This is a genomic window from Rufibacter glacialis (assembly GCF_008271745.1).
Taxonomy (GTDB): Bacteria; Bacteroidota; Bacteroidia; order Cytophagales; family Hymenobacteraceae; genus Nibribacter; species Nibribacter glacialis.
The window spans coordinates 339,023-355,320 of the sequence record NZ_VKKZ01000023.1 but is presented as its reverse complement, the minus strand read 5'-3'; the positions used below and the strand labels follow the sequence as shown (position 1 = coordinate 355,320).

16 protein-coding genes are annotated in these 16,298 nt (G+C 50.1%); 9 read left to right on the top strand and 7 right to left on the bottom strand.

The window, feature by feature from the left end:
- Positions 1 to 30: 30 nt before the first annotated feature.
- The gene (locus FOE74_RS17455) at positions 31 to 489 is read right to left on the bottom strand and encodes a 2-dehydro-3-deoxyphosphooctonate aldolase (protein WP_149099914.1); all 459 of its coding nucleotides are present in this window, start codon (positions 487 to 489) and stop codon (positions 31 to 33) included.
- Positions 490 to 621: 132 nt separating this feature from the next.
- A complete protein-coding gene (locus FOE74_RS17450) occupies positions 622 to 1,884 on the bottom strand; it encodes an erythromycin esterase family protein (protein WP_188686880.1) in 1,263 nt (420 codons plus the stop codon).
- A gap of 523 nt (positions 1,885 to 2,407) precedes the next feature.
- Here FOE74_RS17450 and FOE74_RS17445 point away from each other — a divergent pair.
- Positions 2,408 to 3,124, top strand: a complete 717-nt coding sequence (locus FOE74_RS17445) for a hypothetical protein (RefSeq protein WP_149099912.1) — start codon at positions 2,408 to 2,410, stop codon at positions 3,122 to 3,124.
- A 366-nt stretch (positions 3,125 to 3,490) separates the two neighbouring features.
- Here the strand turns inward: FOE74_RS17445 and FOE74_RS21755 are convergent, their stop codons facing one another.
- The gene (locus FOE74_RS21755; protein WP_225840872.1) at positions 3,491 to 3,589 is read right to left on the bottom strand and encodes a DUF5025 domain-containing protein; all 99 of its coding nucleotides are present in this window, start codon (positions 3,587 to 3,589) and stop codon (positions 3,491 to 3,493) included.
- A gap of 507 nt (positions 3,590 to 4,096) precedes the next feature.
- Entirely contained in the window at positions 4,097 to 4,846 is a 750-nt protein-coding gene (locus FOE74_RS17440; protein ID WP_149099911.1) for a hypothetical protein, read from the bottom strand.
- Between the two features lie 285 nt (positions 4,847 to 5,131).
- Between FOE74_RS17440 and FOE74_RS17435 the strand changes: the two genes are divergently transcribed.
- From FOE74_RS17435 to FOE74_RS17425, 3 genes are all read left to right on the top strand, one after another.
- The gene (locus tag FOE74_RS17435; protein WP_149099910.1) at positions 5,132 to 5,695 is read left to right on the top strand and encodes a recombinase family protein; all 564 of its coding nucleotides are present in this window, start codon (positions 5,132 to 5,134) and stop codon (positions 5,693 to 5,695) included.
- Positions 5,676 to 6,551 carry a hypothetical protein gene (locus FOE74_RS17430; RefSeq protein ID WP_149099909.1) on the top strand — a complete coding sequence of 292 codons (876 nt, stop codon included), beginning with the start codon at positions 5,676 to 5,678 and terminating at the stop codon, positions 6,549 to 6,551. The genes FOE74_RS17435 and FOE74_RS17430 overlap by 20 nt, the downstream gene beginning before the upstream one ends.
- A gap of 123 nt (positions 6,552 to 6,674) precedes the next feature.
- On the top strand, positions 6,675 to 8,039 hold the full coding sequence (locus tag FOE74_RS17425) for a DUF3987 domain-containing protein (protein WP_149099908.1): 1,365 nt from the start codon (positions 6,675 to 6,677) through the stop codon (positions 8,037 to 8,039).
- 639 nt (positions 8,040 to 8,678) lie between these two features.
- On the opposite strand, the gene FOE74_RS17420 is transcribed toward FOE74_RS17425, so the two are convergent.
- Both FOE74_RS17420 and FOE74_RS17415 read right to left on the bottom strand, forming a co-directional pair.
- Entirely contained in the window at positions 8,679 to 9,668 is a 990-nt protein-coding gene (locus FOE74_RS17420) for a hypothetical protein (RefSeq protein WP_149099907.1), read from the bottom strand.
- A complete protein-coding gene (locus tag FOE74_RS17415; protein ID WP_149099906.1) occupies positions 9,652 to 9,849 on the bottom strand; it encodes a hypothetical protein in 198 nt (65 codons plus the stop codon). Before FOE74_RS17415 ends, FOE74_RS17420 begins: the two co-directional genes overlap by 17 nt.
- 125 nt (positions 9,850 to 9,974) lie before the next feature.
- Here FOE74_RS17415 and FOE74_RS17410 point away from each other — a divergent pair, with 125 nt between their 5' ends.
- Positions 9,975 to 10,331, top strand: a complete 357-nt coding sequence (locus FOE74_RS17410) for a WG repeat-containing protein (protein WP_149099905.1) — start codon at positions 9,975 to 9,977, stop codon at positions 10,329 to 10,331.
- Between the two features lie 154 nt (positions 10,332 to 10,485).
- On the opposite strand, the gene FOE74_RS17405 is transcribed toward FOE74_RS17410, so the two are convergent.
- Positions 10,486 to 10,884, bottom strand: a complete 399-nt coding sequence (locus FOE74_RS17405; RefSeq protein ID WP_149099904.1) for a hypothetical protein — start codon at positions 10,882 to 10,884, stop codon at positions 10,486 to 10,488.
- A gap of 440 nt (positions 10,885 to 11,324) precedes the next feature.
- Between FOE74_RS17405 and FOE74_RS17400 the strand changes: the two genes are divergently transcribed.
- The 4 genes from FOE74_RS17400 to FOE74_RS17385 all read left to right on the top strand — a co-directional run bounded on the left by FOE74_RS17400 (position 11,325) and on the right by FOE74_RS17385 (position 16,011).
- Positions 11,325 to 11,738: a hypothetical protein gene (locus tag FOE74_RS17400; protein WP_149099903.1), complete on the top strand. Its 414-nt coding sequence runs from the start codon at positions 11,325 to 11,327 to the stop codon at positions 11,736 to 11,738.
- Between the two features lie 437 nt (positions 11,739 to 12,175).
- The gene (locus FOE74_RS17395; protein WP_149099902.1) at positions 12,176 to 13,759 is read left to right on the top strand and encodes a hypothetical protein; all 1,584 of its coding nucleotides are present in this window, start codon (positions 12,176 to 12,178) and stop codon (positions 13,757 to 13,759) included.
- 170 nt (positions 13,760 to 13,929) lie between these two features.
- Complete coding sequence (locus FOE74_RS17390) at positions 13,930 to 14,763, top strand: hypothetical protein (protein ID WP_149099901.1); 834 nt, start codon at positions 13,930 to 13,932, stop codon at positions 14,761 to 14,763.
- A 438-nt stretch (positions 14,764 to 15,201) separates the two neighbouring features.
- The gene (locus FOE74_RS17385; protein ID WP_149099900.1) at positions 15,202 to 16,011 is read left to right on the top strand and encodes a hypothetical protein; all 810 of its coding nucleotides are present in this window, start codon (positions 15,202 to 15,204) and stop codon (positions 16,009 to 16,011) included.
- Positions 16,012 to 16,298 lie beyond the last annotated feature (287 nt).

Below are 16,298 nucleotides of genomic sequence, written 5' to 3'. Positions count from 1 at the left end.
CCAGGTCTGGGATAAGCTCTAGCGGACACCCTATTTCTTGGCCGTAAGCCCCACGGGCACCTTCAGGTCACCCCTGTCATACATGTTGAGGTAGATGTTTAGGGTGTCCTTCCCTCCTTCCCAGTACACCCTGTAAATATCAAGCATGCCCCCACCCATGAACCCGTTCGGGGTCTCGAAGCCGCAGCAGCTCCCCGCCCGATGGTAGCCCACCCGCTCCCCGCTAGGCCCGAGCAGCGCGTTGAGGAACCTCCGCTCGTTACGGGGGCCGCTGCTTTCCCCGCTCCCACCCACCTTGACGGGGTTGGCCTTGTCGTACCCATAGGTCTTGTCGCTGCTCGTCTCGGTCAAAAGATAGGTATCTTCGTCAAGGGAACTCACCTCCCTTGTCCGCGTGTGCCCTTGGGTATTGTCGGCCGCGGCAGGGACCTTCGGGGTCGCGCAGCCCGCGAGGGCTATCATGCCCATGGCTAGTAATGCTTTTCTCATATTTTGTTATTTATGATGGGTTGGTGGGGTTGTGTAAGTTGCCTTAGCGCAAGCCAAAGGGCTTTCCTAGCAAGGATGCCGAGTTGACGGGTTTTCCATAATTCCTGAAATGGGATGCCCTTCCTGCCCTGGTCAGGGCTTCAGGGAAACGGTAGGCTCCATGTCGCGGATGTAGAAGACCCCATCGAAGACCTTTGTCCACAGAGCGGTGGCGTTCATGTGCCTGCTCCCTTTCATCATGAACAATTCCCTTCGGCTGGGGTTCTCCCGCCTGAACCGCCTGAAGTCCACGAACCCGTAAGCCATGCTGTCCGCTACCCACGTCTCAAACCCGTCCTTCAGCGGCTTAGGCACCCCGACCAGCTTCGGGCCGTTTCTGTAGGTTCCCTGCCGCGAGGCGAAGCCGATGGTGTAGGCCTGTCGCTCCAGGGTGGGGTCTTCGGCGAGCTGGGTGCCCATCCATCGGATGGCCGCATCCTGTCCCTTGAGGGCAGAGCCTGCGTTCTTCATGATATGCGAGTTAGCCGCCCACACGATGACCTTGCGGTTCGGGTATCTCACTTGGGCCAGCCAGCGTAGGTTCCGCGCCATCTGCGTGTCCCTGACGATGTAGCTGGCCAAGGGCTGCTCGTAGACGAGGAGTTGGCGGGCGAAAGCCCTGGCGTTCTCCAGCATCAGGTAACCGAAGTCATCAGAAGCCGTGGGGCCGAGTTGCGCCAGCACGGTGTCCGCCGCGAGCGCGAATCCCTCCATCCAAACCCTTCCCTCCTTTGTTTTACCCGTCCACTCCTTCAACCTGGTGATACTGGGAAGGAACAACTGTTCGTACCTACCCATGCGGGTATAGGGAACGCCTAGGCGGCGCAGGTACTGGTCAATGGAGTCCCTCAGCGATGCGTTGCTGTGGGCGTAGCCCACTTGGCTGTCGAAGCCAGTGATCTCCATCGGCCTCCCGTACAGGTAAGTGGCTGGCAGGAAGGAGTACAGCAAGGAGGCGCATTGGGCGGTGGAGGACCACATGGGCGGCAGGTTCCGCGTCAGGAACGCCCTTACCCCTGCCGAATCTTTCTGGGCCAGGCCCCAGCCCGTGTTCAGGCCGAAGAAGTCGCCCTCGAAGGCTAGCACATCGAAGCCCTTCTTCTCGTGCAGGTACCTCACCAGCCTGCTTTTGGCAAGCATCGTCGCCCCGTCCCCATGGCTCTGCTCGCCCAGCAACACAATCCTGGAGTCTGCGATGGCATTGCCGATGGCCTCCAGATCGGAGTAGTCGCGAGAGTCGGGGGAGATGGTTGCGACGGGGACGGTATTATTCTGGATATACCCTTTGGCCTTCTCCTGGGCTAGGGATGGGAAGGATAGAGAGAAGAGCAGCGCGGGAAGCAGGGCAAGGCGCATGGGACAGGTTATCATTTCTTATTTGGGTGCATTATACAAATTCTATATAATACCTTCTATATAGCACCGACAAACAACTGGTCACCTCAATGAACTACCGTCTGGTAGGTCACGCGCAACTCAAACACCCCGTTCCTGCTCCTGAATCGGGAAAGGTACCACGGCTCGTCCGCGAGGCACTGGAGGCCTACTTGCGCTTACAAAGCCCGACAGACCATCTTCCCAAGTCATTGTGGAACCACAGGGCTGTTCCGCCCATGCGGCTGCATTCTGTTAGGTACACTAGGATTAAGAAGCCTAAGTCAAACGATCTTTATCGGCAAAATAATTAACCCAGAAAGGGACGAGGTAAAGGCTGGGGCTATGAGCTTATGTAGGTTAACACAACCTGAGGGAAATGCAGTGATATAGATACGGATATCATTGGGATTGACGATATTTAATCAAATGTTTACTAATCCTCTATTAAATTTTATCTGAATATTCACCCCTACCTTTCATATAGCCCTATCAATATTTATAAATGATAACGCTTATACAAGTACTAGCCGCACTCCCACAAATTGAACCTTGGGATAGCCCGAATAAGCTACTTCCAATCATCATTGGTGCTTTACTGGGTTCTGCATTAACCTTTGGCATAGGAAGGTTTATCATTTACTATGAGAGGAAGGTAAAGGAGAGAGAGATAAGGAAACTTATCATATCTGATTTAAAAAGGCAGATTCTACCATTGGCAAGGTTACGCGAAGAGATTCTTCAATTATCAGAGTACTTCGGTGGAATAGCGTCAACTGGGATAGTACATGACGAAGGCCATATGTTCACCCTAAACAGAGGGTTACAGACCGATACTTTCAAATCCCAAACCAGGATGGATTTCTTCAAATCCTTTGATGAGGATGACTTCCATATCCTGATGGAGATATACTTTGCCATTAGGATACTAGAGAATGTCAACCCTTTAAACCTTAAGAACGCCCTGATTCAAAAGCACGCCGAGATGGTCAAAGAGGGAAAGGAACCATGGATTATAGAAAACTATGTTGGCGGTGAATTCAACATGCTTAGAGGTTATGAAACTGGGGCATCCAAGGCAACTAGCCAAATCAACCAATTAATCGAGAACGCTGCCTCCAAATATAACAATAAGAACCTAGTTTTTTATTTTATGCCCTACCTCCTGTTGATTGTGTCCTTGATAGCATTGGTAGGGTCTGTTCTATGGAAATTACGATAAAAATGCCGTTAAAATCGAACCTGTTTAGTAAAGAAACCGCAACTGACTCTTGCCCTTGCTGCGTGTTTTCACTAGCAAGCGAAAAGGCTCCTGCGTCTGGATTGTTGGCCCCTGGGAACACCAACAATGGCGGCTGGATTATCTATTTTTGTTCTGTACTAAACAGGGTCATCTTTGACAAGAAAACGTTAGGTCAATATCTTCCCTAAGATTGCCGCTGTTGCTTTCATAGTACGCATGAACCGTTGGATGATTCTGGCAGGGATTCCCCAGCCATGCCAGGTTGGAAGGGATTGGGTATGCTTCCCGTTGCCGCTGCGGTCTTTCCCCTCACCAAGCACGTAGGGCATCCTCCTCTGCCGACCGTCAATGCCTCAGCCGCGCGTCGAACCTGCCCTCCCGAACCTCGATGCTGTCATGGGGATCACTGGTGTTATGCAGCACCCCGCTGAAGGTGCCCGACACCACCTTCTCCACCGTGTCCAGCCTTGTGATGCGAAAGTCACCCTTGAGCTGGTGGAATATGTTGTTCTCTTTCCCTACTGGGGCCTTTTTGATGTAATCCCAGAAGACCTTGGCCTCAATTCAAGGGGTGGCCAGGGCCTGAACCTCGCCTTTTCTTATTTCCAAGGTATAGGTTTCCACCGTCACCTTCGGGGCATCCTCCTTCTCCGTGTCAGAGGCGGACACCTTGTATATCCATCCTTTTATTGATCATAAGACTGGCCCCAAAACATATTGTAGCACTTATAGGGGGCACCCACCACCCAAACCCTTCCGCGGGTACGAGCACCTCCCCGTACTCGTGCCCACGGAAGGGTTCAGGCTCTGCCACGTGGCCTTTGGCAGCCGCGGATTGTCGTCATCGTCAGCGCAGGAAAACAAGGAGTAAGGCGAGGATGATGTGAGTCATCATTAAGCCCCAGCCATTTGGCTCTGGCTCAAATTTTTGTTCAAATTCATGGGGCAGTCTTACAATGTTTCCCTGAATTCTTCTAATACAAGCAAATAAAACCTAGTGTCATTAATTGCATGAGCAGAATCCATAGCCCTCTGACTTCTAGGGTCTTCAAATCTAGTATACCTAAATTCTAGGCTTCGATCTATTATCCTTTTAGAGTATTGATTATCGTAATTACGAGCTACCTCTATTTCCCTAATCACCCTCATTACATCACTACTATAATAATTGAATGAAACCTCCCAAGCTCTTTTTTGGCCACTGAGAACACTGTCAATTATACCTTTTCCCCTCATGATGATTAAATCAACACTTCTCTTCTGACGTTCATTAACTAAATTCATCTTTATTTGGTTTTCAATGTAATCAAGGGAATCTTGTCTACGTTCATCAGCCCGAAGACCCTCTGCTTCTTTCCGTTTAAATTCATTTTCTGATTCACTATGTCTTATTGATACATATGCAATGATTAATCCCCCACTTATTAATGAAAAGGCAATAATTAGTTGACTTAGAATGCGATTGTTTAATATTCTTAAAGTAACTGTGCCACGTTCTGATTTAGCAATGCCAACAAACTTTATATCAAGTCTTTCAGCGGTGGCTCTATACGCCTCGGGATTGGCTTCAAGTTTTTTTCTATCATTAATATTTTTTGATATAAAATAATAGGTAACTAATGCACAGGCATAAGCAACCAAAGAAATCGGATGAGTGATATACTTTGTAACTTCAAAAAAACTCACATCAAGTAATGTCATAACTATAAGATTTATTAAATCAATATTGTTATATAAACTTAAATCAACTTTTTACTAGGCTCCTTCCCATTGCTCAGGGCACAATTTCTTTTATAGGCCACAAATGACTTAATAAGTTACAAATCAATAGTTAATAAAACAATTGGTTTCTTTACTCCTCTACCGTGAAAACGGGAAAGCCTCACCAAGCTCCTATTGGCATCTTCAATAGTAAATAAACTCGGTAAAGTATTCAAAGTAAGTTATTATCTTAGCGCCACGAGTTGTTTAACCAAAACCAACCACATGCAGATAGGATACGCCAGGGTCTCCACAATCCAACAGGTAGCTGACCTCCAGCATGACGCACTTAGGAACGCTGGCTGCGAGAAGATCTACACCGACAAGGTAAGCGGCTCGGTCTCCAGCAGACCAAGCTTGAATAAGGTAAGGGAGATCCTCAGGCGCGGCGACACGCTCGTCGTCTGGCGGCTTGACCGCTTGGGCAGATCGCTCAAAGACCTCATCGAGTGGATGACCTATCTGGATCAGGAAGGCATCGCGCTCAGAAGTCTTCAAGAAAACATAGACACCAGCACCGCGACTGGGAAGCTGGTCTACCACGTCTTCGGGGCAATTTCCGAATTCGAGAAAGGATTACTCAAGGAGCGGGTCATGGCTGGCCTGACCGCCGCTCGGGCGAGGGGCCGCGTGGGTGGCCGCCCCCAGAAGCTGAGCGACCAGAAGAAGAAGCTCGCCGTCCGACTGTATGAGGAGAAACAGCACTCCATAGATGAGATCTGCCAGATGATGCAGATCACTAAGCCTACCCTATACAGCTACATCAGGCATGAGCAGAAACAGAAATAGAATAACATCCTTGGAAGTATGGAAGTGGAAGCGGAACCGAGGAAAAGGGCACATACTTCCCTACTTCCAAAACATCAATAACAACATAAGCACCAAAATGAGTAAAAAGTCAGCAAAAGAAAGGCTATTACAGGCACTAGCAGACGGGCAGGTTGAAATCATCGACCATTTATACCGCGAAGAAGTATCAGACGTAAGCTACAACGAATATTTCCTCGGCGACCAAACATCAGAGACAATTGACAAGGCTAAGGAGGAATACACGAAGCTTTTGGAGAGACTATACACAGAATTCAAGGATACAGCGGATGAGGAAATGGTACAGGCATCAAACTCGGACCTATACCTAAGGAACCTGAAGAAAAAACTGGAGGAGGTAAAGAAACTGTTCGACTCGAATAGACAAGAGGTGCAGGCAAGGATCGAGAAACACAGGTACCGTGTACCCGAAGAGAAGATGGCCTTTCTCAACTCTATGGCTGATATCCAGAGCGGCTATATCGGAAAAACAATCCAATATGTAGAGGAGGCAATCTCAGACATGTATCCTCAGGTTTCCCCACCCACTAACGGAGTTGAGCTGAAATTGAAATTCAATCTAAGGAAAAATGAGGTTATTACCCTGTTTCTATTGCTTGAGAGCGCTGGATTCCTCAAATCGAAAGTTACCGAGAACGAGATTTCAATGTTCCTTGAGAAGCATGTGACTTTCAACAAGAAGGATGAATCGGAGTCTATTAAGGGATTATCCTCCCTTTTAGCTCAGATCAAAAACGAAAGGGCGGTAAAACCTTATACTATAAAAAAACTAAAGGATAGAATAGCCAAAGCATCCATCGTGACAAACGATCGATAATAGTTTGAAAGTTAAATACTTACAAAAAGCGCTTCTTCCTAAAAAAGAAGCTTCTTTTTTAATCTTTTTGTCGCCGAAACAAACCGCAAACTTTGTCACATCGAAACCAAAACGGCAAAGTTTATGACAATCAACAGACACCTTCCCAACCCTCACGCACCGCTTTCTGAGCACAGCGGATCAAATCCTTCCGACGTCAACGGCTTCCCTGTCGATGTTTTTCCCGCCCCATTAAGAAAGTACATTGAGGAAAACCTAACCTATAGGGGCTGGGACCCTGCCCTCTCAGGGCCAGCTACGCTTGCGGCGGCGGCCTCGGCGATCGGGAACACGCATAGGGCAAGGGGAAACGGTAAGGAGGTAGCACCCGTGCTGTTCGTCATCCTCACCGCTCCCCCTGGCACCGCCAAATCCGATATCGCCGAGGCGGCCTTCAGGCCATTCAGGGAAAGACAGCAGCAGTTACATGACACCTATATTAAGGAGAGAAAGGAATACCAGACCAATTTACTTAATTGGAAACTCAACAAGGCCGAAATGGTCAGCCTAGGGATTGAGAAGCCCGAGGAGCCAAGGCTGGAGAAACTGTACATCGACAAACTGACTTCTGCCTCACTTTCCCTCGCCCTTCCCAACAGCCGCAGATCTATCACCATCTTCAAGGACGAGGTTGCCGAGTTCATCCGCGGGCTGAAGGGCGAGACGAGGGATGACTTCCTGTCCTTCTGGAACAACTCAGTCTACTCTCGGGAGACCGCCCAGACCATGCAGTTCGTGGAGATGCCCTTCGTGAACATGGTAGGCACCATCCAGCCAGAGCGGCTATCGGTGTTCGCCAAAGGTGACGGGATGGAGAGCGGGTTCAGCGCGCGGTTCCTATTCGGCTACCAAGAGGCTAGGCGCAGCAGATCCAAAGATACCATCGGTACGGTCTCAGAAGAGGCCGTCATTGGTTATGAGGATACCATCAGCAGACTTATGGGGCTGGAGCTTCATTTGGACGGCTCAGGCAACCCATTGCCTACCGTTATCGGGCTTGACCGAGAGGCTTTCTCATTTTATGAGCGCTGGCGGGCCGAATTCACCGACTATACCGAGGACATGGACAATATGGAAATGTCCATTCGGGGGAAGCTGGAGAACTACAGCCTGCGTTTCGCCCTGATCCTGCAACTGCTGTACTGGGCCTCCTCGGAACAAGACAAGGGTGCCATAGGCTTAGAGGCGGTAAAAGGGGCTATAAGGCTGACGGAGTATTTCCTCGCTAGTTCCCTGAGGGCACACAGGCAAATGGCGGAGGGAGGGAGGAGCTTGGGCAATGCCAGCAAGGTTGCTGAAGTCATTGACCTCTTCAATGATGGCCGCACATACCCTCAGATAGCATCCACCGCCAGAATAGCCCAGCGGGATATCAAACCCATACTTTATACACACCGTCACCAGCTTACCCCCAAGGCCCTCGGAAGACTGAGGGATCTGAACAGATAAACTGCTGGAATTTGGAAGTGGAAAGTGGGGAAGCGGCCAAACCCTACTTCCCACTTTCACATCACCAGAAGATTAGACTTGGTAAACCTAAATACATACCATTCAATAAAAGTCAAGCCCCCTGCGCGCTTTACTGTACGGCACCCGCCCCTCTCTGGGGCGCTAAGCTTTTAACAATTAATAAGCCATAAAAAAAAGATGATTAAGCAAAAGCAGCAAAGTGGATCTTTCCTACTCGATGATCCCACAATATCCAAACTCATCCATGGATGCATTAGGACGGTGAACTCCGAACTGGGCAATTCATGCGGGTACCCAGAGGGCATAAACGTTCGGGAACTCTCCGACCGCTATCTCTTTAACTTCAAATGCCTTTTGCAGGACAAGCTCGGTCTTTCCCATCATATGGACCAAATTGCCGTGTTCGGGGGAATTACCCGTAGGATGGGAAAATATTTCATTGTCACTTCCATTGGCCTAGGCTCTAAGCTCGGAAGCCAAGTCAGGTTCACCATGGACTTTGAAGTGCCGAAAGCGAGGGTGAGGCGACAAAGGACCGCCCACCTCCTACAACACCTCTAACAGAGGGGTAAACCCGTCCCAATGAGGCAACGCCCACAGAGTCGCTTCCCTATTCCTTCAAGTCAAATACGGAAAATCCCTGAAACCTCGGATGATCTTCCGCTCCGAAAGGTCAAGCTCACGATAACTAAGGTCTTTGAAGGGGATCTTGGCGGTTGGGAATTCCACCGTCGCCAGTTCGATCCCTACGCGACACCAGGTGGTATGTAGCTTCTGTGACCCGACCAATGTAGAATACACCAGTATGTCAAATTCTACCTTGTTGGCGGCCACGGGTTCCTCCAACCCCGATATTATGCGATCTATAAGACTGCCAAGCTCTTCCGCCTTGGAAAAGAAATCGTAAGAGGAGGTATAACCCACGTTCATTTTCACCGTGACGTCAAAGGTGGCGTTCCCACCAGTGTATTTATATAGTGTCTCTATGGCTTTTTCTTCGGTCTTCATTTTCTCTTGGATTGGTTTTATGGGTAGCTCTTTGATCCTGTGGCCAAGGGCGGGCGGCGTGGGTTCCTTCCTGAAGGCAGCAAGATCCTTCGCAAAATAGAAGTGGGCGGTGATGGGCTGGGCCTTGTAGAACGCCTTGCCCGAGTCTATCAATAGAAAGGAGGCGTGGCCGTACTGCTTGCCAGCCAGAAGCCCTATATAATTCTCCATATCTCGGTCGAGGGTAGCCGTGTAGGAGACCAAGGAGAACATCCCCTTCCCATAGGTTTCCCTTTCGAATTGGACATAGTAGTACCCACCCTGGGTCTGGATGACCATGGGCCGCGGAAACCTGAAAGCACTACCCATCGTGGACAGCCCAATCATGACCCTTATATCCAACATCTCATCAGCCCGCTTCCCTCCCACGAGCCTGATGTAAAGGGTAAGGTCGAATGCCTTGGCAGATAGCGCCGTGTGGCGCTTGATGGTATCCTTCAGTTCCTCTAAGCTGATCTGATATGCAAATTCGAAGTCTTTCTCCTCCGCGGAAGAAAGGCTTATGGTGGCGAGATACCTGTACTTTTCGTCCTCCCACAGGAAATTATTTGGCTTTTCCATCCTTGCCCTCCTTCATTTTCGCCAGTTGGTTCCTGACACTGCTCACCATCAAATCCAACCCGAGGTCCATGCACTGGCTTCGGTTCAGGTGGTAGCCTATTGCCTTGAACGAAGCGCGGATATACCCTACCTTCTCCCACGTCCTTGCGTAGACCTTGATGCTTTTGAAATTGCTTCCCATATAGATTTATGTTTAAAGTATATATCAAGGCCATGGCCCAGAAAACCCTTTTCCCCGTTTTTTTTCTACTTTTTTTCTACTGGATACCCCCCTCTGGGATATATAGCTGAAAAGGAAAGAGAGAGATGATTACACTGATTTACAGCGAACTAGGCCATGGGCTTGTGAAAACAGTTGACCCAAGAACGGGCCTCTATGGGGCCGTCGATGGGAATGGGAAGGAGGTGTTCAAGCCAATCTATTTTGAGCTGCACCCGTTTAAAGGTGACTTAGCGGCCGCTAGAAAAGATGGGGAGTTACTCCAGCTAGACAGGAGTGGAAAGGAATATAGGGAGGTGGAAGCGGAAGTAGAAACAAACCCATGGCAATTCCTGTTGAACAGGAAAGCCGACCGATGCCCGAGCTGCTATAATACGGGCTGCGGCTTCTGCAATGGCTTGGGGTTCATTCCGCTGAATTTTAGGTTCGGGGACATCGACTAAACCACTACCCAGAGTACAGGCATAGCTGAACTTGGATAAGTAGCTATTGTCTCCCTTAATGCGATGATAGTTGGGTTAGTGGTTATGACAGCTTAGGTTTACGCAAAAAGGGGGAAAGTGCCTGTTATAGACCCCTTCCCCCTGCTTAGGCGGCTTAACGGTACACCCCGCTGGAACCGATGGCATGCTTAGCCCCCTTTTTCGAGCCGACCTTCTCCATGGTGAATATGTCACCCGCCGTTACCTTCATTCGCTCGAACTCTTCCGTGGAAAGGTACTCTTGCTTGGCCGACATTAGATGATTCGCGAACTCCTCTGAAAGGAACATTCTCCCATCAGGGTGGATGAAGTAGGTACCAAAAGGTGTGACCAATTTATCCATAGCGATAAAGACCTCCTCCATGTCCATGGTCTCCCCAGTGGGGATATACTCGATCACCTGTTGGGCAACCTCCTCGGTTTCCTCGTCAAACAGATTAAATACCCTAATTCTTTTTACATTGCTTATTATCATCGTAGCCAGCTTCTTGTGACGGTTCTTGATAGGTCTCATTGTGATTCTTTGTCTTTAAAAGGTTAGTAATACCCTTTATAGACGGCCGATCGGGAAAGTTTGAAATGCCGACAAAAATTATTTTCACTTTCCCTGTGGGTGCCCATCAGCCCTTGGATTCCCTCCCTGAAGTTAAGGTTGCACCGCCAGCTAAAGATCACCCCCAACCTAATGCGACTGGAGAGGCCCCGTTCCCTTGCCGTCCCGTGTCATAGGGATAACCTTCTTTCCACAATCGGTATAATCCCAATAGGAAGCAGCGCAGAGCTTAAATTCCGCCTTTATGCCAAAGGACCCCTGGCAAAGTATACCCGCCCTATTTTCACAACTTTCCCTGCTTCCGCTATATAATTATAGGGTCAGTGAATAAGCTGTTTTGGACTGAACAGACCAGCCTACTCCCCTTGGACAAATAAGTATAAACCTTTATAACAGAGAACATGAAACTGAAAATACTGATACCCTCCCCAAGCGAATACTTCAAGACAAAGGAGGAACACGGGGAAAACCACATCAGGGTGAACAACGAGAACATCGCCCGCATGAACGGCCTGCACCTCTCCGACACTTACCGAAGGCTCAGCCTAATCCAAAAGGCAGTCGGCCACTACTACGTGGTGGCAGTGCTGGACGAGCGCGGACAGTGCTTCCGAGTGGGGCACACCGAGTCCCCCTTCGACTACTGGACAAACCTGCTGTCGAACGATACCGTCACCCAGCCTATCGCCGACGTGGTCGTGCTGGAGAGAGGGCTGGAGAGGAAAGCGGCGCACAGGAGACGCAGGGAACTGGACGGTGAGAAGCTACAGGTAACCCGCAGACTGAGGATAGCAAGGCTTCTTGCCTATGAGTGATATAAGAAAGAGGCGTCGGTTTATGCTGACGCCTTTTTCATGTCTTCTCCTTCTCGGTGGAGCAACCGCCTGAAGGCATATCAATCTTTTAAAGGTATATCAACCCATGGATGCATTATACTCCCCAAACCCCTTCAACCATTTAGATCCTTTTTCATCAAACTCCATCTATAATAGTTCGTCTACTGCGTGTCACCGCCCTTGGGGCTGCGGTGACACAGGTAACATAAAACAGGAGTATAGTTCCTTCCATGGCTCTTAATACATAAGAGCATTCAGGCTTTACCTCTCCCACCCCCAAACACCACAAAACCAAACCACCATAATATCTATTTCCCTCCTCCCTCTCTCCTATCAATAAAGTCAATGAAACTTTTTTTTGGGTTCGTACCCAACTTTCCCGATCGGTGTGATATAACAGGAAACGAAACCAAGATATGGAATACACACACGGACAAAGGCACCCAAAGACTGGAAGGTACTATAACTCCAGCAATCAGAAATGGCTAGCAAAGCCAGTGCGCCCCAGCACCAAGGGGATGCACAAGGGAAAGGCGAAAGGGAAGGCGGTCGGCAAGGCCAGAGGAAAAGCCAAGGGCATCACGTACATAAAGAGACTGGAGGCGCTGAAGGTCAGCCACCCAGAGAGCTGGATGAGCCACGGCTGGCTCCCCATCAACGTCACTACCCAAGACATAGAGGCCGCGGCGGCCAAACACTGGAAAGACACTGAAACTAAGTTCGAGATCGACAGGGCACTCTCCCTTTCCTCCCTGCTGATCATCCTGCGCTGCAAGGTGAGCAAGGAGCAGAAGCGCAGGGCGGCCTACTCTGCTGGGTTCGCCAACCTGCACAGCCATGACCTTATCCTCTACGTGGGAAACCACTACAGAAAGTACCTCCAGCTCTTCATAGATGCGAGGTTCATCAGCGTCCACCCCAAGGGACTGGAGGACACACGGGAGAGCTTCTGCCCCAACGCCTTCGCCAAAGCCTACAAGTGGCAACCGAGGCACATGAGGAAAGAGGGGGACCAGCGGATGTTCCAGCGGGTGGAGTACGGAAGCCCACGCCTGCTGCTGAGGTTGTTCAAAAAGAAGCAAGATAGGAAACAGCAACTGCTCAAAGACCAGTTCAGGAGCAGGCTCAAGGAGGACGCCTTCAGGCTGGCGGCGGGACTGGAAGCGGACGGGTTCACGGCGTGGGCACTGGCCAACCCTCAGGAGTTCCCCAGCCAAGAGGAGCTGAACAAAGCCATCGTGCAGGTGCACGCCATGAAGGCGGGCGAGCTGGGCATCACCCCCACCGACGCGTACGGGGAGCGTTTCCACAGTTCCTACACCCAGACGAAGCGGGAGCTGCGGCAGTTCCAGCGAATAGGCTATGAACAGGCCACGGAGCTGGACCTGAAAGCCTCCCAGTTCTTCTTCTTCGCCTGTATGGTGCACTACCCCGAGCAGTGCACGGAGGTGCTCCGAAGGGGCATGTCGCCGCTCAGGCTCAGGGAGGTCATGCATACCATGCGCGCGTCCTACGAAAAATATGCCGACGTGCGGGAGTTCGTGGACGCCTCGCTGGGTAACAATATCTATGCGACGATAATGGGAAGATATGGGGGGAGTCTGGGCAAGGCGGCGGTGAAGGATCTCTGCTTCAGGGCCTTGTTCAGCAGCTCAGGCCAGTCACCCGAGGAGAAGAAGGTGCTGTGTGAGCGGTACCCCAACGTGATAAAGCTGTGCGAGAATATAAATAACTGGGCAAAGAAACAGGAAAAGAGGAACAGATTGGGGGGGAACCCAGACGCCCCGATCTATTCCATCCCGCAGCTCCTCCAGCGGCTGGAGAGCCGCATTTTGATCGACATGGTGGCCTTGCGCGCCGCCGACCATACGGACAAGCCCTTCACCACCATCCATGACAGCTTCCTGATAGCTCCGTCCGACGCGCCTCTTTTCAGGGCCGTGATCGAGGATACCTTCAGGGGGCTGGGGCTGCCCGTGCCGAGGGTGGAGCAAAAATAAATATGCAGGCCAGTTAAAACTATTCCTTTTTCTGGGATATAAGGGTTGTCGCTGGACCTTGAGGGAGTTGGGCGGGCGGCACCAGTGAACCCATCTCGGGAAACTGGCTCGGTGGCCACAGGGAACCACATAAACTCCAAAATATAAACATAAACCCAAACCCACACAAAATGGATTTCAGCCTAAAGGACATACTGAATACCAGTCCCCTCTACACCAAAATGGCTCTTACCGATTACAATACCATCGACAAAGACCTGAATGAAGAGTATTACCGCGGTCTTACCCCTGAGCAATTGGTCGGGATCTCGGATGTGGTAATGCTCGATAGCCAGTTAAGCGTAAAGCCCGTGACCCACACTATTGAAAATGATAATTGGCTTTGCTTCGCCTCCACCGACTGGACCGATAAACGACCGATCAGAAGGTATTTTGACTTGCGGTATAAAGGCGAATTCGAATCCGCGTTCGGCACGAAAATCACCTCGGTCCCCTCCCACCTGCCACCCGTCAACCACAGCAGGTACGAAGCATGGGCCTTGGGGGTCTGGGACAGCAATACCCCGTACTCAAAGGCCACCGAGTTCACTTCTGAACCCGCACGTAACCGCTATGGATTCTATACCGAGTCTGAGGAGGAGTTCGGGTTAGGTATCGCCCACATGGTGCACGTATTAGGGGAGACCACGGGGTACACTTGGTATGACCGCGGTCTCACCCCACGGGAAGGGGCATTATACGCACATATCATGGCGGTGATTGACGAGGAAACTTACCAAGACCTTGTCACAATGACCATCTACACCTTTAACTCGGAGGGAAAAACCAAGGTACTGTACAAATTCGAACTCAGGCTCGGCGGAGAGATGCACGGGACGGTGGAGGGTTTCGAGCATGGGGAGGGTAAGCCCCTTTTCATAGAGTATAAACAGTGGGGTGGGAAACCCTGGATGGGATCGGTTCTGGGCTGTAGGGTCATCCTTGACTCCATGAGTTTGTTTTAGGCCCAGACATTGCCATAAGGGCCAAGCCTGGGGTTTGGAAAGGTTTCCAACCCCTCCAGATATACTTGATTTTTTCAAAGCGGAAAAGGAGCTACATGGCTCCTTTTTCGCTTTAAGGCCGAACGCTGAGGGTTTCTCCTATTGCAGGATGCTGTTCGGGCATTCTATTGGGGACGTCACCTCCTGCCTCCAGTCCACAACCATGCACCCTGCTAACCCATCGCAGCCGAAGGTCTAAACCCTAATGCTCTGCGAAGGCTCATCGTCCATTGGTTGGCTGCTTGCCCTAACCCATTCTTATGTGGATAACTTTATTTATACCTCCCATCAAACTTTTCCCATGGGCAGGATATAACCTTCACAAACCAGAACAGGACCTAACACCTGAATGGCCCAACAAAATATTCTAACCAATTTTTACCACTAAACCCAATTGACATGAACACATTAATACTCGGCATCGCCCACAAAAGCCCCTTCTACAAAACCGTGAAGGCCGCAGAAATGAACCAGATCGATCTGACAAAAGGCGAAAGCCACTACTCAGCCCACTCCAACCAACATGTCCTTGCCTTGTTCGCCGATATCAAGGAAGAAAGCCAGAACCCATTCATGAAGGTAACCCACCGCCTCGACGAAAAGGGAAGGATATGTTTTACTACTTACGACAGCAGGAATGGCAACATCACCAAAAGGTTTATCTGTTACCTTCGGTTGATTCCCCTTGTAGGCTATCTACTCAACTCCTACGTCAGCAATAACCTCACCCCGCTCCCACCAGTCAACAACCGAAGCTTCGGCCAAAGGGGAAGGCGTTTGTTCAGCAAGGACTGCGTCTTGACCTTGCCCACGGAGATGACGGTCAGCGAGGGCGGCAAGAATTCCCATCTCTACACAGAGACGAAAAGGCACTTCGAGGCTGGGATCGCCCACATCGTTTACATGCTTGACTATATAAGCGGGCACCACTGGATAAACCAAACCAGTAAACCTAGACAGAATAAAATCTATGCCACCCTGGAAGCCTATCTACACAGGAACTACCTCCAGCTAAGGTTATTTGGTTTTGACGCACAGGGAAATGAGATCAACGAGTATCTTTTCAGGCTTTCTATTGGAGGGGAGTTAAAGGCTCAGGCAAGGGAAGTGATGTACCAACTGAATGGGGCGGAGGATCGGCAACTGCTCGAAAAACTCAGGCAGTTGGCAAGCCCTCAGAAAGAGGGATCCCTGCTGGTGGCCTGTTAGCTGGATCAAAGACCTTAGGCTTTAGGGCCGCACAATGTCTTTACTTAATCAATACCGCTTCCTGACTGGAAGTAAACCAAACATAAGAGGAGCCTCATGGCTCCTCTTATGTTTAATGGGTAAAGGATTTGGTCACCTCTTGATCGCTTTAAGGTGGTGATACAGGGTTATTGCGTTTAAAATTTCATTGAGAACTATATACCCGAGGGACGAACCGCTACTTCCTACTTCCTGCTTCCACCGAAAGGATTTTGACGATCAACTTGCTTTGCCATACAAAACATAGA

Bases quoted from the DNA above. Each gene is read 5' to 3' on its own strand.
- FOE74_RS17455 (WP_149099914.1), bottom strand. From the start codon at position 489: ATGAGAAAAGCATTACTAGCCATGGGCATGATAGCCCTCGCGGGCTGC.
- FOE74_RS17450 (WP_188686880.1), bottom strand. From the start codon at position 1,884: ATGCGCCTTGCCCTGCTTCCCGCGCTGCTCTTCTCTCTATCCTTCCCA.
- FOE74_RS17445 (WP_149099912.1), top strand. From the start codon at position 2,408: ATGATAACGCTTATACAAGTACTAGCCGCACTCCCACAAATTGAACCT.
- FOE74_RS17440 (WP_149099911.1), bottom strand. From the start codon at position 4,846: ATGACATTACTTGATGTGAGTTTTTTTGAAGTTACAAAGTATATCACT.
- FOE74_RS17435 (WP_149099910.1), top strand. From the start codon at position 5,132: ATGCAGATAGGATACGCCAGGGTCTCCACAATCCAACAGGTAGCTGAC.
- FOE74_RS17430 (WP_149099909.1), top strand. From the start codon at position 5,676: ATGAGCAGAAACAGAAATAGAATAACATCCTTGGAAGTATGGAAGTGG.
- FOE74_RS17425 (WP_149099908.1), top strand. From the start codon at position 6,675: ATGACAATCAACAGACACCTTCCCAACCCTCACGCACCGCTTTCTGAG.
- FOE74_RS17420 (WP_149099907.1), bottom strand. From the start codon at position 9,668: ATGGAAAAGCCAAATAATTTCCTGTGGGAGGACGAAAAGTACAGGTAT.
- FOE74_RS17415 (WP_149099906.1), bottom strand. From the start codon at position 9,849: ATGGGAAGCAATTTCAAAAGCATCAAGGTCTACGCAAGGACGTGGGAG.
- FOE74_RS17410 (WP_149099905.1), top strand. From the start codon at position 9,975: ATGATTACACTGATTTACAGCGAACTAGGCCATGGGCTTGTGAAAACA.
- FOE74_RS17405 (WP_149099904.1), bottom strand. From the start codon at position 10,884: ATGAGACCTATCAAGAACCGTCACAAGAAGCTGGCTACGATGATAATA.
- FOE74_RS17400 (WP_149099903.1), top strand. From the start codon at position 11,325: ATGAAACTGAAAATACTGATACCCTCCCCAAGCGAATACTTCAAGACA.
- FOE74_RS17395 (WP_149099902.1), top strand. From the start codon at position 12,176: ATGGAATACACACACGGACAAAGGCACCCAAAGACTGGAAGGTACTAT.
- FOE74_RS17390 (WP_149099901.1), top strand. From the start codon at position 13,930: ATGGATTTCAGCCTAAAGGACATACTGAATACCAGTCCCCTCTACACC.
- FOE74_RS17385 (WP_149099900.1), top strand. From the start codon at position 15,202: ATGAACACATTAATACTCGGCATCGCCCACAAAAGCCCCTTCTACAAA.